We start from the raw sequence: 13,203 nt of genomic DNA, 5'->3' as shown, positions 1-13,203 counted from the left end.
TACTTAAAAACTATCTTCATATTCCTCTAGTAATGGTAATATCTGATCCTTATCGGACAATATAGGATCGGTTACTGGCCAAGGAATTGCTAAATCTTTATCTTCCCAAAGTAATCCTGAGTCATGCTCTGCGCTATAATATTCATCTACTTTATACATAACGATAGTATGCGGAACAAGGGTGCAAAATCCATGCGCAAACCCTTTTGGCACTAGTAATTGTCGATGGTTATCTGCACTTAAAATATACCCTTTCCATTGTTTAAATGTTGGTGATTTTTTTCGTAAATCAACGATAACATCATAAATTGCCCCTTGCATAACTTGAATGAGTTTCGTTTGTGCTTTCGGTTTTTTTTGAAAGTGTAGTCCCCGAATCGTTCCTGCCTTAGCCGAATAAGATACGTTATCCTGTACAAATGAATACGTAATCCCTAATGTTTCTAGCACCTGCTTATTATAGCTTTCTGAAAAAAAGCCACGCTCGTCTCCAAACAACCTCGGTTCTAACAATTTTGCATCGATAAAATTTGTTTCTACGACTTTCATATTCTCACCTATTCTCCGTTAAACTGTTTCCCAAAATCAATATCCCGTGCTAACGTATTCGCCTTTTGAAGAGAAGCATGAGTTCCCGCATCAGTCCACCAGCCGCTCATTTCATTATAAGTAAGTACCCCTCGTTTTAAATACCAATTATTTATATCTGTAATTTCAAGTTCTCCCCGTGCAGAAGGTTTTAATTCTTTAATATAAGAAAAAACTTTCGAATCATACAAATAAATTCCCGTAACAGCATAAGAACTTTTCGGCTCTTTCGGCTTTTCTTCAATTTCAACTATTTTTCGGTTTTGAATATGTGCTACGCCAAATCTTTCGGGATCTTCTACAGATTGCAAGAGCACTTTCGCACCTTCTTTTTGATTTGCAAACTCTTCAACATACGGAAGAATATCATCTGAAAAAATATTATCCCCCAATATAACTACCATACGATCATTCCCGACGAAATCTTCACAAAGCCCTAACGCCTGTGCGATACCGCCCGCTTTATCTTGCACACGATACGTAAAGGACACGCCAAATTCATGACCACTCCCTAAGAAGCTAACAACATCCCCCATATGCTCTTTACCTGTAATAATCATAATGTCTGTAATATCGCATTGTTTTAGCTTATATACCGCATGATAAATCATCGGATACCGACCAACAGGAAGTAAATGTTTATTCGTTACTTTCGTTATTGGATATAATCTCGATCCAGTACCACCTGCTAAAATAATTCCTTTCACTCTGCATCTCTCCTTTATGATGGAGATAATATATCTTTGTAATGTTCTATAAACACTTGCCGGTACTTCTCATATGTATCCGCATCAAACTCATCCCCGTTGTAATGAATACACCATAAATTTGCTTGATTTGGGATACCGATTAAATAACCAGCCCTTTGAAACTCTAAAGACTGTGACACATCATAAAAGTGAAACCCTTGAAACAAATCTTCTCGCCACGGAATATCATACTGCGTTGCCATGAATAAACCATCAATTGCCTGAACTGACAAAAATGGTTGATTACCATAAAAAACCTGATCTAAATTTAATAATTGATAATTCTGTCTTCTGTATTCAATCACTTTCCCTACTAAATTTTTTCCTTCCCACCATATCCCGTTATTCGGTAAAAACTGAGCCCCAGCGACTCCTATTAAACCAAGCTTTTCATTTTCTTTAAAAAGAGATATAAGTGTAGAAAACATGTCTCGATTAATAAGATATGTATCTTGATGTATATACACTTTGTATTTCGCTGGATATGAAAGGGCTCGGTTGTATGCACTTGCCATACTTTGTGCATCTCGTATCGGAAAAATTTGTACGACATAGCCAGGGGGAACAAAAATGTTTCTGATTTGGCTCTCACATTGTTTGAAAAGCTCTTCATTATTTACACAAACAACAACTAATATTGTATGATCTTTCATTTTTGTCCCCCCTTTTATTCTTCCTTATTTACCTCTGACATATAGTGTTCCACAAATATTTCCCGATACTTCTCATAGTTCGTCATATTCACATCAAAATGATAATGGATACACCAAGCATCGCGCTGTACAGGTACACCGACTGTATATCCTGCTTTTTTAAATTCAAATGATTGAGATACATCATAAAAGTCAAATCCGTCAAATAAGTCTTCTCGCCACGGAACATCATATTGTGTCGCCATTAATAAACCGTCAATACATTCTACAGGAATAAATGTTTTTGATTCGTGATACGGTTGTTCTAAACTTGCCATATAAAACAAATCATTCATATAACCAATGACCTTTCCTACAATTCCACGCCCTTCGTTCCATACACCAGTTGGAGGAACATATTGCGCTCCAACCATCCCAATCATACCAAGGTGTTCATGTTCCTCAAATAATTGAAGTAATCCGTATAAAAAAGCTCTATTTATAATAAAAACATCTTGATGTAAATACACTTTATACTTCGCTGGATGCGAAATGGCTTGATTGTATCCACTCGTCATACTTTTCGCATTTCGAATCGGCATAAATTGGACAATATACCCTGGTGGTACTAACAATTGCAATATATGTCGCACGCAGTTTGCATACAATTTCCGATCATTTATACATGTAACAAATAATATTGTTTTGTCTGCAGCACTCATAATTGTGATTTTTCAGCTTCAATAATATACTGAAATACAACTGTCTCAGCCATGAAGCCACTTCCAAGACGATATTTTTTACAAATTCCATATAACTCCTCAATAAGTGGTTCATACATTTTATGATCAACATATACACGATCTACTTTACTAATAACATATCCTGCTTTTAAAAACATTCTTAGCATTTCATTAAATGTAAAGAAACGAATATGTGTTTTATCTAATAAACCATATTCTGTATACGTCCAATTTCCGGCAAGTAAGGGAGCTAATACTGAAATATGAGCAACGTTTGGTATACTTGCTAAAATCACACCATTTTGCTTTATATATGGCTTAACCTTTTCAATCACAGCCCACGGATCAAATAAATGCTCTAATACATCTCCAAATAGGATGCAATCAAATTGCTCCTCCTCATAAGGAAGATCTATTTTTTCTATATCCCCTAAAATAACATGATCTAGTCTTTCTTTCGCTTTTTCTGCAGCCTCTGGAAATGCCTCGATTCCTGATACACGTGTACCATTTTCTTTAATAGCTGCTCCCAATGTACCGCTCGAGCAACCAATATCAAGAACTTCTTTCCATTCCTTTTTTATATGCTTTAATAAATTCGGATTCGCTGCATTATAATAATGCTCGGATTTTTCTTCATATAAAGAACTTTTTTCGCGATTCATTTCACACACTCCTTATGCAAATTGAATTAGAAATATAAATCTCATATGAATTCTATAAAGTGCAGATTTTGTTCATCCCCCACTGATTATTAGCCCGCAAATAGCTTTATAAAATTTTTTATCTATATTGGTTTCGTTACTGATACTCTAATATATAACCAATCTATTAGAGTTAGAATAACGATAAATCATTTCTAAAAAACGAAACCTATTACGCTTTATATGGTTTATCAAAAACTCCCCGAAAATATTTACGGTTATATTCAATTGCAGCATTATTCGGAACATAAGAAGCTGCTAATTCATTGTAATAATACGCTTTATCCTGCTCCCCTAACCTGCTATAACAAATACACATTTGTAAATAGGGTAGCCATGTGTAGCTAGCTGGACTATGAAAAGGACTTTCCGTTGCCATTGGTACTTCCGTTGCAAGTTTAAACCAAAATATCGCTTCATTATATTTTTCTTGTTCCATATATATATATCCTATTCTTGTACAATTCTCTCCTCTAGGGACGTCATACCGAAACGACTTCACACAAGATTCGATTGCCTTCTCCCACATTCCGAGCTTCGCATAGCAATCTCCTAACTTACCACATGCATAAATTTTCTCTTCATACCATCCTTCGTCTTGATTAAGAAATGTTTCATAAAGAAGAACTGCATCATCATATTTTTGGTTATCCATAGATTCATTTGCGTAATAAAATAAATCCCTCGAACTCAATTCTTCCCCTGCTGCTACAGTATTTTGAAAAATTTTCAAATTACGATTTGTTACTTTTTTTTCTTTTTTATGTGTAATAGCAACTTTACTACTAAAAGTCTCACCAGCAATAGCTAAATACTCATGAACCTTTCCAAACCATTGAAATTGTTTTTCACGCTTTACAAGTCGATTTCTTTTTGTACAATATAAAGGTTTCCCGTTAGAATCCATCGCAAGATGATAAGGCATCGAAACAGCATCAAATTTAGGATCTAATTCTATTTTTAAGAGTTTCAATGCTTCTTGGGCATCTTCTAATAATACGTCATCTGCATCTAGCCACAATATATACTCTTGCGTCGCTTTTGAAAAAGAAAAATTTCTTGCTGCCGCAAAATCATCAATCCACTGGAAATCATATATGTTAGAAGTGTATTTCTCTACGATTTCTTTCGTTCGATCGACGGAACCTGTATCCACTACTATAATTTCATCCACAATTTTCTCAACTGTCTCTAAACAACGGGCTATTGTCTCCTCCTCATCTCGAACAATCATACATAAACTAATTGTAATTCCTTGCTTGTTCAACATAATCACCCTCTTCCAAATCAATCATATGTTATACATATACTAAACTTTCCATTTTTTTTAATTGTTCAAGTAGTTTAAGATTTCTTTTCAATAATTCAAATGTCCGTGTCATTTTCTTTCGGTTTTGCATCTACTATATAATGAACGCTTTATGGAGGTGAATTTATGTCAAATAATAATTATTCAAATGGATTAAATCCCGATGAATCTTTATCAGCTAGTGCATTTGACCCTAATCTTGTAGGACCAACATTACCACCGATACCACCGTTTACCCTTCCAACTGGGCCTACCGGGCCTACTGGACCTACCGGACCTACGGGGCCTACCGGACCTACGGGGCCTACGGGGCCTACCGGGCCTACTGGCGGTGGAACTGGAATAACTGGACCTACGGGGCCTACTGGTGACACTGGGGCTACTGGACCTACCGGGCCTACTGGTGACACTGGGGCTACTGGACTTACGGGGCCTACTGGTGACACTGGGGCTACTGGACCTACTGGGCCTACTGGTGACACTGGAGCTACTGGACCTACCGGGCCTACTGGTGACACTGGGGCTACTGGACTTACGGGGCCTACTGGTGCTGGGGCTACTGGACCTACCGGGCCTACTGGTGACACTGGGGCTACCGGACCTACGGGAGCTACTGGACCTACGGGGGCTACTGGACCGACTGGACCATCCGGATTAGGACTTCCAGCAGGATTATATGCATTTAACTCCGGTGGGATTTCTTTAGATCTAGGAATTAATGATCCAGTACCATTTAATACTGTTGGATCTCAGTTTGGTACAGCAATTTCTCAATTAGATGCTGATACTTTCGTAATTAGTGAAACTGGATTCTATAAAATTACTGTTATCGCTAATACTGCAACAGTAAGCTTATTAGGAGGTCTTACAATCCAAGTGAATGGAGTACCTGTACCAGGTACTGGATCAAGTTTAATCTCACTTGGAGCACCTATCGTTATTCAAGCAATTACGCAAATTACGACAACTCCATCATTGGTTGAAGTAATTGTTACAGGACTTGGGCTATCATTAGCTCTTGGTACGAGTGCATCCATTATTATTGAAAAAGTTGCTTAATTTTTTACTTAGCAGTAAAACTGATATCAGTTTTACTGCTTTTTCAATTTCAAATTCAATCATGAAACATTCGTTAGCTACATAATCATATTGTTGTATGACATTTTGCAGGAGGCACAAATATGGAAAGTAAATCTGCTGTTCAGCTTTATCTCGAATTGCTAAAGAAAACAATTTTATTTGAAATATGGTTGGAATATGAGGCATACTTACCCGCATCTCTACATATTTCGAAAGAACTAGAATTCGAACCCGTTACAGTCCCCCTCCCTTTATTCATTAAGCAATATGCCGAAAACCATAACTTAAAAATTGTAAAACCAAATGTTTCAAAAAGTGAACGTCATGATGGAATGGATTGGCCAAGAGCAGCACATAGCATGATTGGTCGAGAACGTATGAACCAATTACAAGAGGCAATGGAAACCGTTGTTCGTGAAAATATAGAGGGAGATTTTATTGAAACAGGTGTATGGCGCGGAGGATCATGCATTTTTATGAATGGTTTTTTACAAGCAAACAACATTACGAATCGTACTGTGTGGGTCGCAGATTCATTTGAAGGTTTGCCAGCACCGAATCTAGAACAATATCCAAAAGATTACGGTGATTATTTACACACATTCGATTACTTACGCGTCTCTTTAGAACAAGTACAAGAGAATTTTAAAAAATATGATTTACTAAATGATCAAGTGAAATTTTTAAAAGGTTGGTTTAAAGATACTTTACCAACAGCACCAATTGAAAAAATAGCAATTGCACGGCTTGATGGTGATATGTACGAATCCACCATGGATGGTCTCATGAACTTATATGATAAAGTTTCTAAAGGTGGCTATATAATTATCGATGACTACGGGCTACCGCCATGCGCTGAGGCTGTGACAGACTTTAGAAAGCAACGAAATTTAAAAGCCCCTATTACTAAAATTGATGTATTTGGCGTTTATTGGAGAAAAGAATAAACAAGATTTAATCTATAGGAGATTCCATTTTCACTCATTCTTCTCTCACTTCTAATCCAATTAAATATTTCTTTTGTGGAATCTCCTTACATATAACAATTGTTTTCCTTTGTTCTCTCACTACAAATTGAAAATTTTATTAATAGAGTGACTGCATATTCTCAAACAAGAAAGGGGTATACTCATGAGCGAACTTAACAAAGAAATGACTTTACTCCCCCCTCCTGAACTCGTCCAATATGTAGGTGGCGACTTCAAAAAGGTTGGAAAAGAGTTCCTAAAGCATTTTATTCAAATTGGCGCTTTAAAATCAAATGAAAAAGTATTAGATGTAGGCTGCGGCGTCGGCCGAATGGCTGTACCATTAATGAATTACTTAAATGATGATGGAGCATATTATGGATTTGATTTGTTTAAAGATGGAATTACTTGGTGTCAAAATAACATTTCAACTATGCGTAATAATTTTCACTTTGAACATGTTGATATATACAATCAATTCTATAATCCAGAAGGAAAAGAAGATGCCTCTCAATATCGTTTTCCCTATGAAGACGAAACATTCGATTTTATCTTTTTAACTTCTGTATTTACACATCTTCTTCCAAAAGAATTAGAACATTACGTATCTGAAATTGTACGTGTATTAAAAAAAGACGGGAGATGTTTCATTACATTCTTTCTAATAAATCCTGAATCGTCCTATTATTTAAATGCAGGACAAAGTACATTAGGTTTTTATCATCGAATTGAAAATTGCTACGTTGTAAATAAAGATATTCCCAATTTTGCAGTTGCTTATCCTGAGACAGATATTTGCAATCTATTGAATAAGTATGGTCTAGAAATAATCAATAAGCCACATTATGGTTTATGGTGCGGCAGACCAGAATATACAAGTTACCAAGATATTGTTCTTACAAAAAAAAGCTTCTGAAAGGAAGTTATGTATGGCGAGTGAAAAAAATCTACCTCTCGTTTCTATCCTTATTCCCACTTATAATCGACCCCATTATTTCAAAATCGCTCTAGAAAGTGCATTGGCACAAACTTATTCAAATATTGAAATCATCATCGGAGATGATAGTACAAATGATGAAACAGCAACTCTAATCCATGAACAATACTTACCAAATTATAAAAATATAACATACATTCGAAATATCTCTACTCTAGGACAATTTCACAATGACCTTATGCTCATAGAAAAATCAAATGGTGAGTATATAAATTTTTTAATGGACGATGACGTGTTTTATAAGCATAAAATACAAAAAATGATGGCCTATTTTGAGCAAGATTCCAATAAAGATCTTGCTCTTGTTACTTCTTATCGAGTACGTATTGATGATCATGGAAATCTAATCGGCGATGCCCATCCAACACAAAAGTTATATAGCGAAGATACCCCATTAAACGGAATATTTTTAGGCGACTGGATGCTAAAGGCCGGCCACAACATTATCGGCGAACCTACAACTACTTTGTTTCGAAAGAACTTGCTCACTGAACCTTTTGGCACCCTTAAAGAGCGACAATATTCTTGTAGTGTTGATATGGCCTCATGGATTTCTTTACTTTCTAAAGGAAATGCAATATACATTTCTGAGCCTTTAAGTCAATTTCGCTACCATGCTGGACAACAAATACACAATAAACTACTTCAAGGTTGCGAAGATTTCACACACCTCGTTATAACAGCAAAAGAATATGGATTTTTACAAAATACTATAGACTATAGAACAGCTCTACTTAGTGCTTACAAATGGTGTAAAAGTTCCTTAAAATACTACCTTCATCAACTAGATATTTTTCCTGACGCACATGTACGTCTTGCCCATTGTTTGGATATAATTATTAAAGAGTTAAACAATTAAACTACTCTGCAAAATCAAAAGTGTATGGACTATATGTGAATCATTCGTATAGTTCATACATTCTTTCTCATACTATAAAATCCATTACTATAAAGAGCAGTAGAAAGGAATACCTACATTGAAAGATTCAAATTCTCAATATCAAATAGACTACGTATTACTATTTATTTTATTTGCCATTGGGATTGTTAGTTGTTGTGCTATTGCAAGTGCGCAAGCCTCCTTACCGCCATTTTTACAAAACGTCAATTTTGTACTCAAGCAAATCCAATGGTACTTCATTGGATTTATAGCCATTGGTGTTATTATGATTATCGATTTCGATCGTTATCAAAAAATTGCTTGGTATTTGTATAGCTTTGCAATGGTACTACTTATTGGACTAGAACTTCAAGTACCAGGTGCCGTTACAATTAAAGGCGCTACCGCTTGGTACAGGCTCCCAGGCATCGGAAATTTTCAGCCTTCTGAAATTATGAAATTGTTTTTAATTATCGTCATTGGACGAATTATAGCAAATCATAATGAGAAATATTTTTCCCAAACAATGCGTGACGATTTTTTATTACTTGGAAAAATATTTGCGACAAGCTTGCCACCACTACTACTTATTGCAAAAGAACCAGATTTAGGAAACACAATGGTCATTTCAGCGATGCTTGCAGCAATGATACTAGTTTCTGGCATACGATGGCGTTTTATTTTCGGATTAGTTTCAGGTACTTTCGTGGCTGGATCTACATTAATATATATTTTTTTTACTCACACAGATTTCTTTAAAGCACACATTTTAAAAGAATATCAATTAAATCGCTTCTACGGATGGTTGGCACCTTACAAATATGATGCGCAAGGCTATCAATTAAGACAAGCATTCTTAGCGACTGGATCCGGAGAAATGCAAGGAAAGGGGTGGGAAAATGGACAAGTATATTTTCCAGAACCACATACAGATTTTATTTTCACTAATGTCGCTGAACAATTTGGATTTCTAGGTGCAAGTGTCATTATTTCACTTTTTTTCTTACTCATTTTTCGAATGATTCATATCGCTTTAGAAAGTAATGACCCTTTCGGTAGTTACATTTGCGCTGGTACAATCGGAATGTTTACTTTCCAAGTATTCCAAAATATCGGGATGACAATCGGATTACTTCCCATTACAGGGATAACATTACCTCTTATGAGCTACGGAGGAAGTTCACTGCTTACATACATGATTGCGATTGGATTCATTTTAAATATTCGCTCAAGAACGAAAAGCTTTATGTTTAAATGAACAACACAAAAACGCTATATTTTTATCTCTATCCTTTTTTAGATATACTAATGAAAAATACGATGGAGGTTTAAATATGAAATATGACATTATAGGAGATATTCATGGATGCTTCCAAGAGTTTCAAAATTTAACAGAGAAGCTAGGGTATAACTGGAGTAGCGGTCTACCGATCCACCCTGAACAACGTAAACTTGCATTCGTTGGTGATATTACAGACCGTGGTCCTCATTCATTACGTATGATCGAAATTGTATGGGAACTTGTCATACATAAAAAAGAAGCTTATTACGCTCCTGGAAATCACTGTAATAAACTATATCGATTTTTCCTTGGACGTAATGTAACAATCGCTCACGGACTTGAAACAACTGTCGCTGAATATGAGGCACTTCCTTCTCATAAGCAAAACATTATAAAAGAAAAGTTTATCACTCTTTATGAACAATCACCACTCTACCACATACTAGATGAAAAAAAAGTAATCGTATGTCACGCTGGGATTCGGCAAGATTACATAGGAAGACGAGATAAAAAAGTACAAACCTTTGTATTATATGGTGATATTACAGGAGAAAAGCATGCCGATGGCTCACCTGTCCGTCGCGATTGGGCGCAAGAATACAAGGGGCAAGCTTGGATTGTATATGGACATACACCAGTAAAAGAACCTCGATTCGTCAATCAGACAGTCAATATTGATACTGGTGCTGTATTTGGTGGCAAATTAACCGGATTACGTTATCCTGAAATGGAGACTATCTCTGTCCCTTCTTCTTTACCTTTTGTCACTGAGAAGTTCCGTCCAATTTCATAACTACCTTACTTAGCGAGAGATTACCGTATTATTTAGGCAGATCTCATATAAAACTAGGTAAAGTAATTAAAAAAAGATGCAATAAAGTGCATCTTTTTTTAATTGCTTTACATATAATGTCGCAGGAGGTGACAGAATGAAGAAAAAATCTTCTAAACAAAAAAGAAAATTTCCCCCTTTATATCTGCCCATGTACGGAATTAACAACTGGTGTAGCATTCGGGCTGCAGCCATAGAAGAACTAGAAGAACAAGAGTCATCAAAAAAAAGCAAAGTAAAACCAACATATGTCTCTTTAGAAAATGCTGTGATGAACCACATAATCGATCGCAGAAAAATAAAGATGCAACAAAAAAATAAACAGCTCTCAAATCAAGATGAACAGGTACTACGTTCTAACCAAACAGAAGAAACCGCGGAAGAAAATAATTCTGTAGCAATAAATAAAAAAGTGGAACCAGAAATTCCAGCTGCTATTATAAACAAAGTAAAAAAAATAAAAGAAGCATTAGCTTCATCGAATGATATACAAACTGAAAAACCACTCATAATTGAGACACCTACACCTGAAAATACAAAAGTTAAAAGGGGCGGCCGATATGCATATGCGGAGGGGCTTCACTCTCATGCGGAGGGCATGGCAGCACATGCGGAAGGCTTATTAACACACGCAAAAGGTTCTTTCTCTCATGCAGAAGGATCCAACTCAAAAGCAACTGGACATAGTTCGCATAGTGAGGGAAGTGAAACGACAGCAGGCGGTGCTTATTCTCATGCGGAGGGTAAACAGACGACTGCTTTAGGCGAAGCAGCACACGCAGAAGGAACCGCAACTATCGCTAACGGCTTCTCTTCTCATGCGGAAGGTCATCATACATCAACAGCTCATTTTGCAGGTAGCCATATTATGGGGCGCTTCGGCACTGCAGAAGAAGCTTATTCCTGGTTTATTGCAAATGGTGCAAACGACACCGACCATAATATCGGTGCTAAATGGCTTGCCCATAATGGAGAAATGTATATTGAGGGCGCGTCTTACAATGCAAGCGGAACGGATTTTGCACAAATGTTTGAAACAGAAGGTCATAAACCTATTGATGTCGGTTATTTCGTTACATTTAGTAGCGAAGAAAAAATTCGGATAGCTACTTCACACGATTCGTTCATTTTAGGAATATCTAGTGCAACCCCTGCACTTATAGGAAATAGCGGGGCTTTAAGTTGGCAAAAACGCTATAAAACAGACAACTTTGGAAAACGCCAATATGTATGGACGGAATCAGAAGAAATACAACCTCTTTTAAATACAGAATGGGATCCAGCTTGCAAATATGTAGCAAGAAAAGATCGCGCCGAGTGGCTTCCTGTCGGATTAATTGGGCAAATGTTAGTACGTGATGACGGCACTTGCGAAACGCATGGATATTGTCGTCCAAATGACAATGGCATTGCTACAAAAGCCGAAAGTGGATTTTTCGTTATAAAGCGTACGGGTGAGAACCAAATTTTAATATTATTCCGCTAAGAAAAAAGGGAACAAAATTCTTTATAACATAAGAATTTTGTTCCCTTTTTAAGCATTCCTAAGTAACTCTTGCATATCGCTTGGAATCTTTATAGTGAAAGACATTTCTTTCTCTAAAATAGGATGATAAAACGTCAAAGATTTACTATGAAGTGCTTGCCGTTTCATTTCATCCCTTCTTCCTCCATATAAGTTATCACCAAGTAATGGATGTCCTATATGAGCCATATGCACACGAATTTGATGCGTTCTTCCTGTCTCAAGCTCCAGCGCTACATGTGTCTTATGATATGTACTATCAATTACTTTAAAATGAGTAACTGCCCTTTGTCCATCCTCACAAACCGTTCGCTCAATAATGCTATCAGATTTCCGACCAATTGGTGCATCAATCATTCCTTCTCGTTCTACCATCTCACCGTGAACAATTGCTTCATACGTTCGTTTCACAGCTTTTTGTTGATGCTGCTTCGATAAAAGATGATGCACGAAACGATTTTTTGCAATAAGCATAAGCCCTGAAGTATCACGATCTAACCGTGTTACAATGTGTACTGTACTTGCAAGATGCTGCTTATCATAATGAGATAAAAGCGCATTGGCAACACTCCCTGTCGGATGTTCCCTAGATGGAATCGTTGACATGTTCGCCTCTTTATTAATGATAAGAACCGCATCATCTTCATATACAATGCATAAAGGGATATCTTCTGCAATCATCCCTTCACTTCTTTCCTCCACTGGAAAAAAGATGCGTAATTCTTCACTAGCGCGCAACTGATGACGAACACTCGCATGTTGACCATTTACTTCAATTGCCCCGCCGTGAAACTTTATATCCGTTAAAGCGGCTTTAGAAATACCTTTCGTTTTCAAAAATTCCCTAACTAAAGTACTCTCTTCAGCCAGTCCTATATCCCATTTCAATGTAAATCTGTTCAAATTTATAACCC

The 13,203-nt window shown here is 36.6% G+C and carries 14 protein-coding genes; 7 read left to right on the top strand and 7 right to left on the bottom strand.

Annotated elements, in window-relative coordinates; genetic code table 11:
- Positions 1-3: 3 nt before the first annotated feature.
- The 6 genes from rfbC to NZ044_RS06360 form a co-directional block, all read right to left on the bottom strand.
- Complete coding sequence (gene rfbC, locus NZ044_RS06385; protein ID WP_000869412.1) at positions 4-549, bottom strand: dTDP-4-dehydrorhamnose 3,5-epimerase; 546 nt, start codon at positions 547-549, stop codon at positions 4-6.
- Between the two features lie 8 nt (positions 550-557).
- Positions 558-1,295, bottom strand: coding sequence for a sugar phosphate nucleotidyltransferase (locus NZ044_RS06380; protein ID WP_000676159.1), 738 nt, complete (start codon positions 1,293-1,295; stop codon positions 558-560).
- Between the two features lie 14 nt (positions 1,296-1,309).
- Positions 1,310-1,990, bottom strand: a complete 681-nt coding sequence (locus NZ044_RS06375; RefSeq protein WP_000651525.1) for a glycosyltransferase family protein — start codon at positions 1,988-1,990, stop codon at positions 1,310-1,312.
- Between the two features lie 14 nt (positions 1,991-2,004).
- Positions 2,005-2,691, bottom strand: a complete 687-nt coding sequence (locus NZ044_RS06370) for a glycosyltransferase family protein (RefSeq protein WP_001271181.1) — start codon at positions 2,689-2,691, stop codon at positions 2,005-2,007.
- Complete coding sequence (locus NZ044_RS06365; RefSeq protein ID WP_001078435.1) at positions 2,688-3,377, bottom strand: class I SAM-dependent methyltransferase; 690 nt, start codon at positions 3,375-3,377, stop codon at positions 2,688-2,690. Before NZ044_RS06365 ends, NZ044_RS06370 begins: the two co-directional genes overlap by 4 nt.
- Before the next feature lie 211 nt (positions 3,378-3,588).
- Positions 3,589-4,686, bottom strand: coding sequence for a glycosyltransferase (locus NZ044_RS06360; RefSeq protein WP_000932911.1), 1,098 nt, complete (start codon positions 4,684-4,686; stop codon positions 3,589-3,591).
- A gap of 165 nt (positions 4,687-4,851) precedes the next feature.
- On the opposite strand from NZ044_RS06360, the gene NZ044_RS06355 reads away from it, so the two are divergent.
- From NZ044_RS06355 to NZ044_RS06325, 7 genes are all read left to right on the top strand, one after another.
- Positions 4,852-5,784 carry a BclA C-terminal domain-containing protein gene (locus NZ044_RS06355; RefSeq protein WP_340949628.1) on the top strand — a complete coding sequence of 311 codons (933 nt, stop codon included), beginning with the start codon at positions 4,852-4,854 and terminating at the stop codon, positions 5,782-5,784.
- Between the two features lie 122 nt (positions 5,785-5,906).
- Positions 5,907-6,752 carry a TylF/MycF family methyltransferase gene (locus NZ044_RS06350; protein WP_000444387.1) on the top strand — a complete coding sequence of 282 codons (846 nt, stop codon included), beginning with the start codon at positions 5,907-5,909 and terminating at the stop codon, positions 6,750-6,752.
- Positions 6,753-6,936: 184 nt separating this feature from the next.
- Complete coding sequence (locus NZ044_RS06345) at positions 6,937-7,689, top strand: class I SAM-dependent methyltransferase (RefSeq protein ID WP_001292841.1); 753 nt, start codon at positions 6,937-6,939, stop codon at positions 7,687-7,689.
- A gap of 13 nt (positions 7,690-7,702) precedes the next feature.
- Positions 7,703-8,629 (top strand): glycosyltransferase family 2 protein, encoded by a 927-nt coding sequence (locus NZ044_RS06340; RefSeq protein ID WP_000135606.1) that lies wholly within the window; start codon positions 7,703-7,705, stop codon positions 8,627-8,629.
- A gap of 118 nt (positions 8,630-8,747) precedes the next feature.
- Entirely contained in the window at positions 8,748-9,908 is a 1,161-nt protein-coding gene (locus tag NZ044_RS06335) for an FtsW/RodA/SpoVE family cell cycle protein (RefSeq protein WP_000655325.1), read from the top strand.
- A 76-nt stretch (positions 9,909-9,984) separates the two neighbouring features.
- Complete coding sequence (prpE, locus tag NZ044_RS06330; protein WP_000872691.1) at positions 9,985-10,725, top strand: bis(5'-nucleosyl)-tetraphosphatase PrpE; 741 nt, start codon at positions 9,985-9,987, stop codon at positions 10,723-10,725.
- 136 nt (positions 10,726-10,861) lie between these two features.
- Complete coding sequence (locus tag NZ044_RS06325; RefSeq protein ID WP_000730506.1) at positions 10,862-12,250, top strand: peptidase G2 autoproteolytic cleavage domain-containing protein; 1,389 nt, start codon at positions 10,862-10,864, stop codon at positions 12,248-12,250.
- A gap of 48 nt (positions 12,251-12,298) precedes the next feature.
- On the opposite strand, the gene NZ044_RS06320 is transcribed toward NZ044_RS06325, so the two are convergent.
- Positions 12,299-13,192, bottom strand: a complete 894-nt coding sequence (locus tag NZ044_RS06320) for an RluA family pseudouridine synthase (protein WP_001079127.1) — start codon at positions 13,190-13,192, stop codon at positions 12,299-12,301.
- Between the last annotated feature and the right edge of the window lie 11 nt (positions 13,193-13,203).

Source organism: Bacillus sp. FSL K6-1338 (assembly GCF_038006965.1).
GTDB classification, from domain to species: domain Bacteria; phylum Bacillota; class Bacilli; order Bacillales; family Bacillaceae_G; genus Bacillus_A; species Bacillus_A thuringiensis_S.
This window is presented reverse-complemented; position numbering and strand designations above follow the sequence as displayed.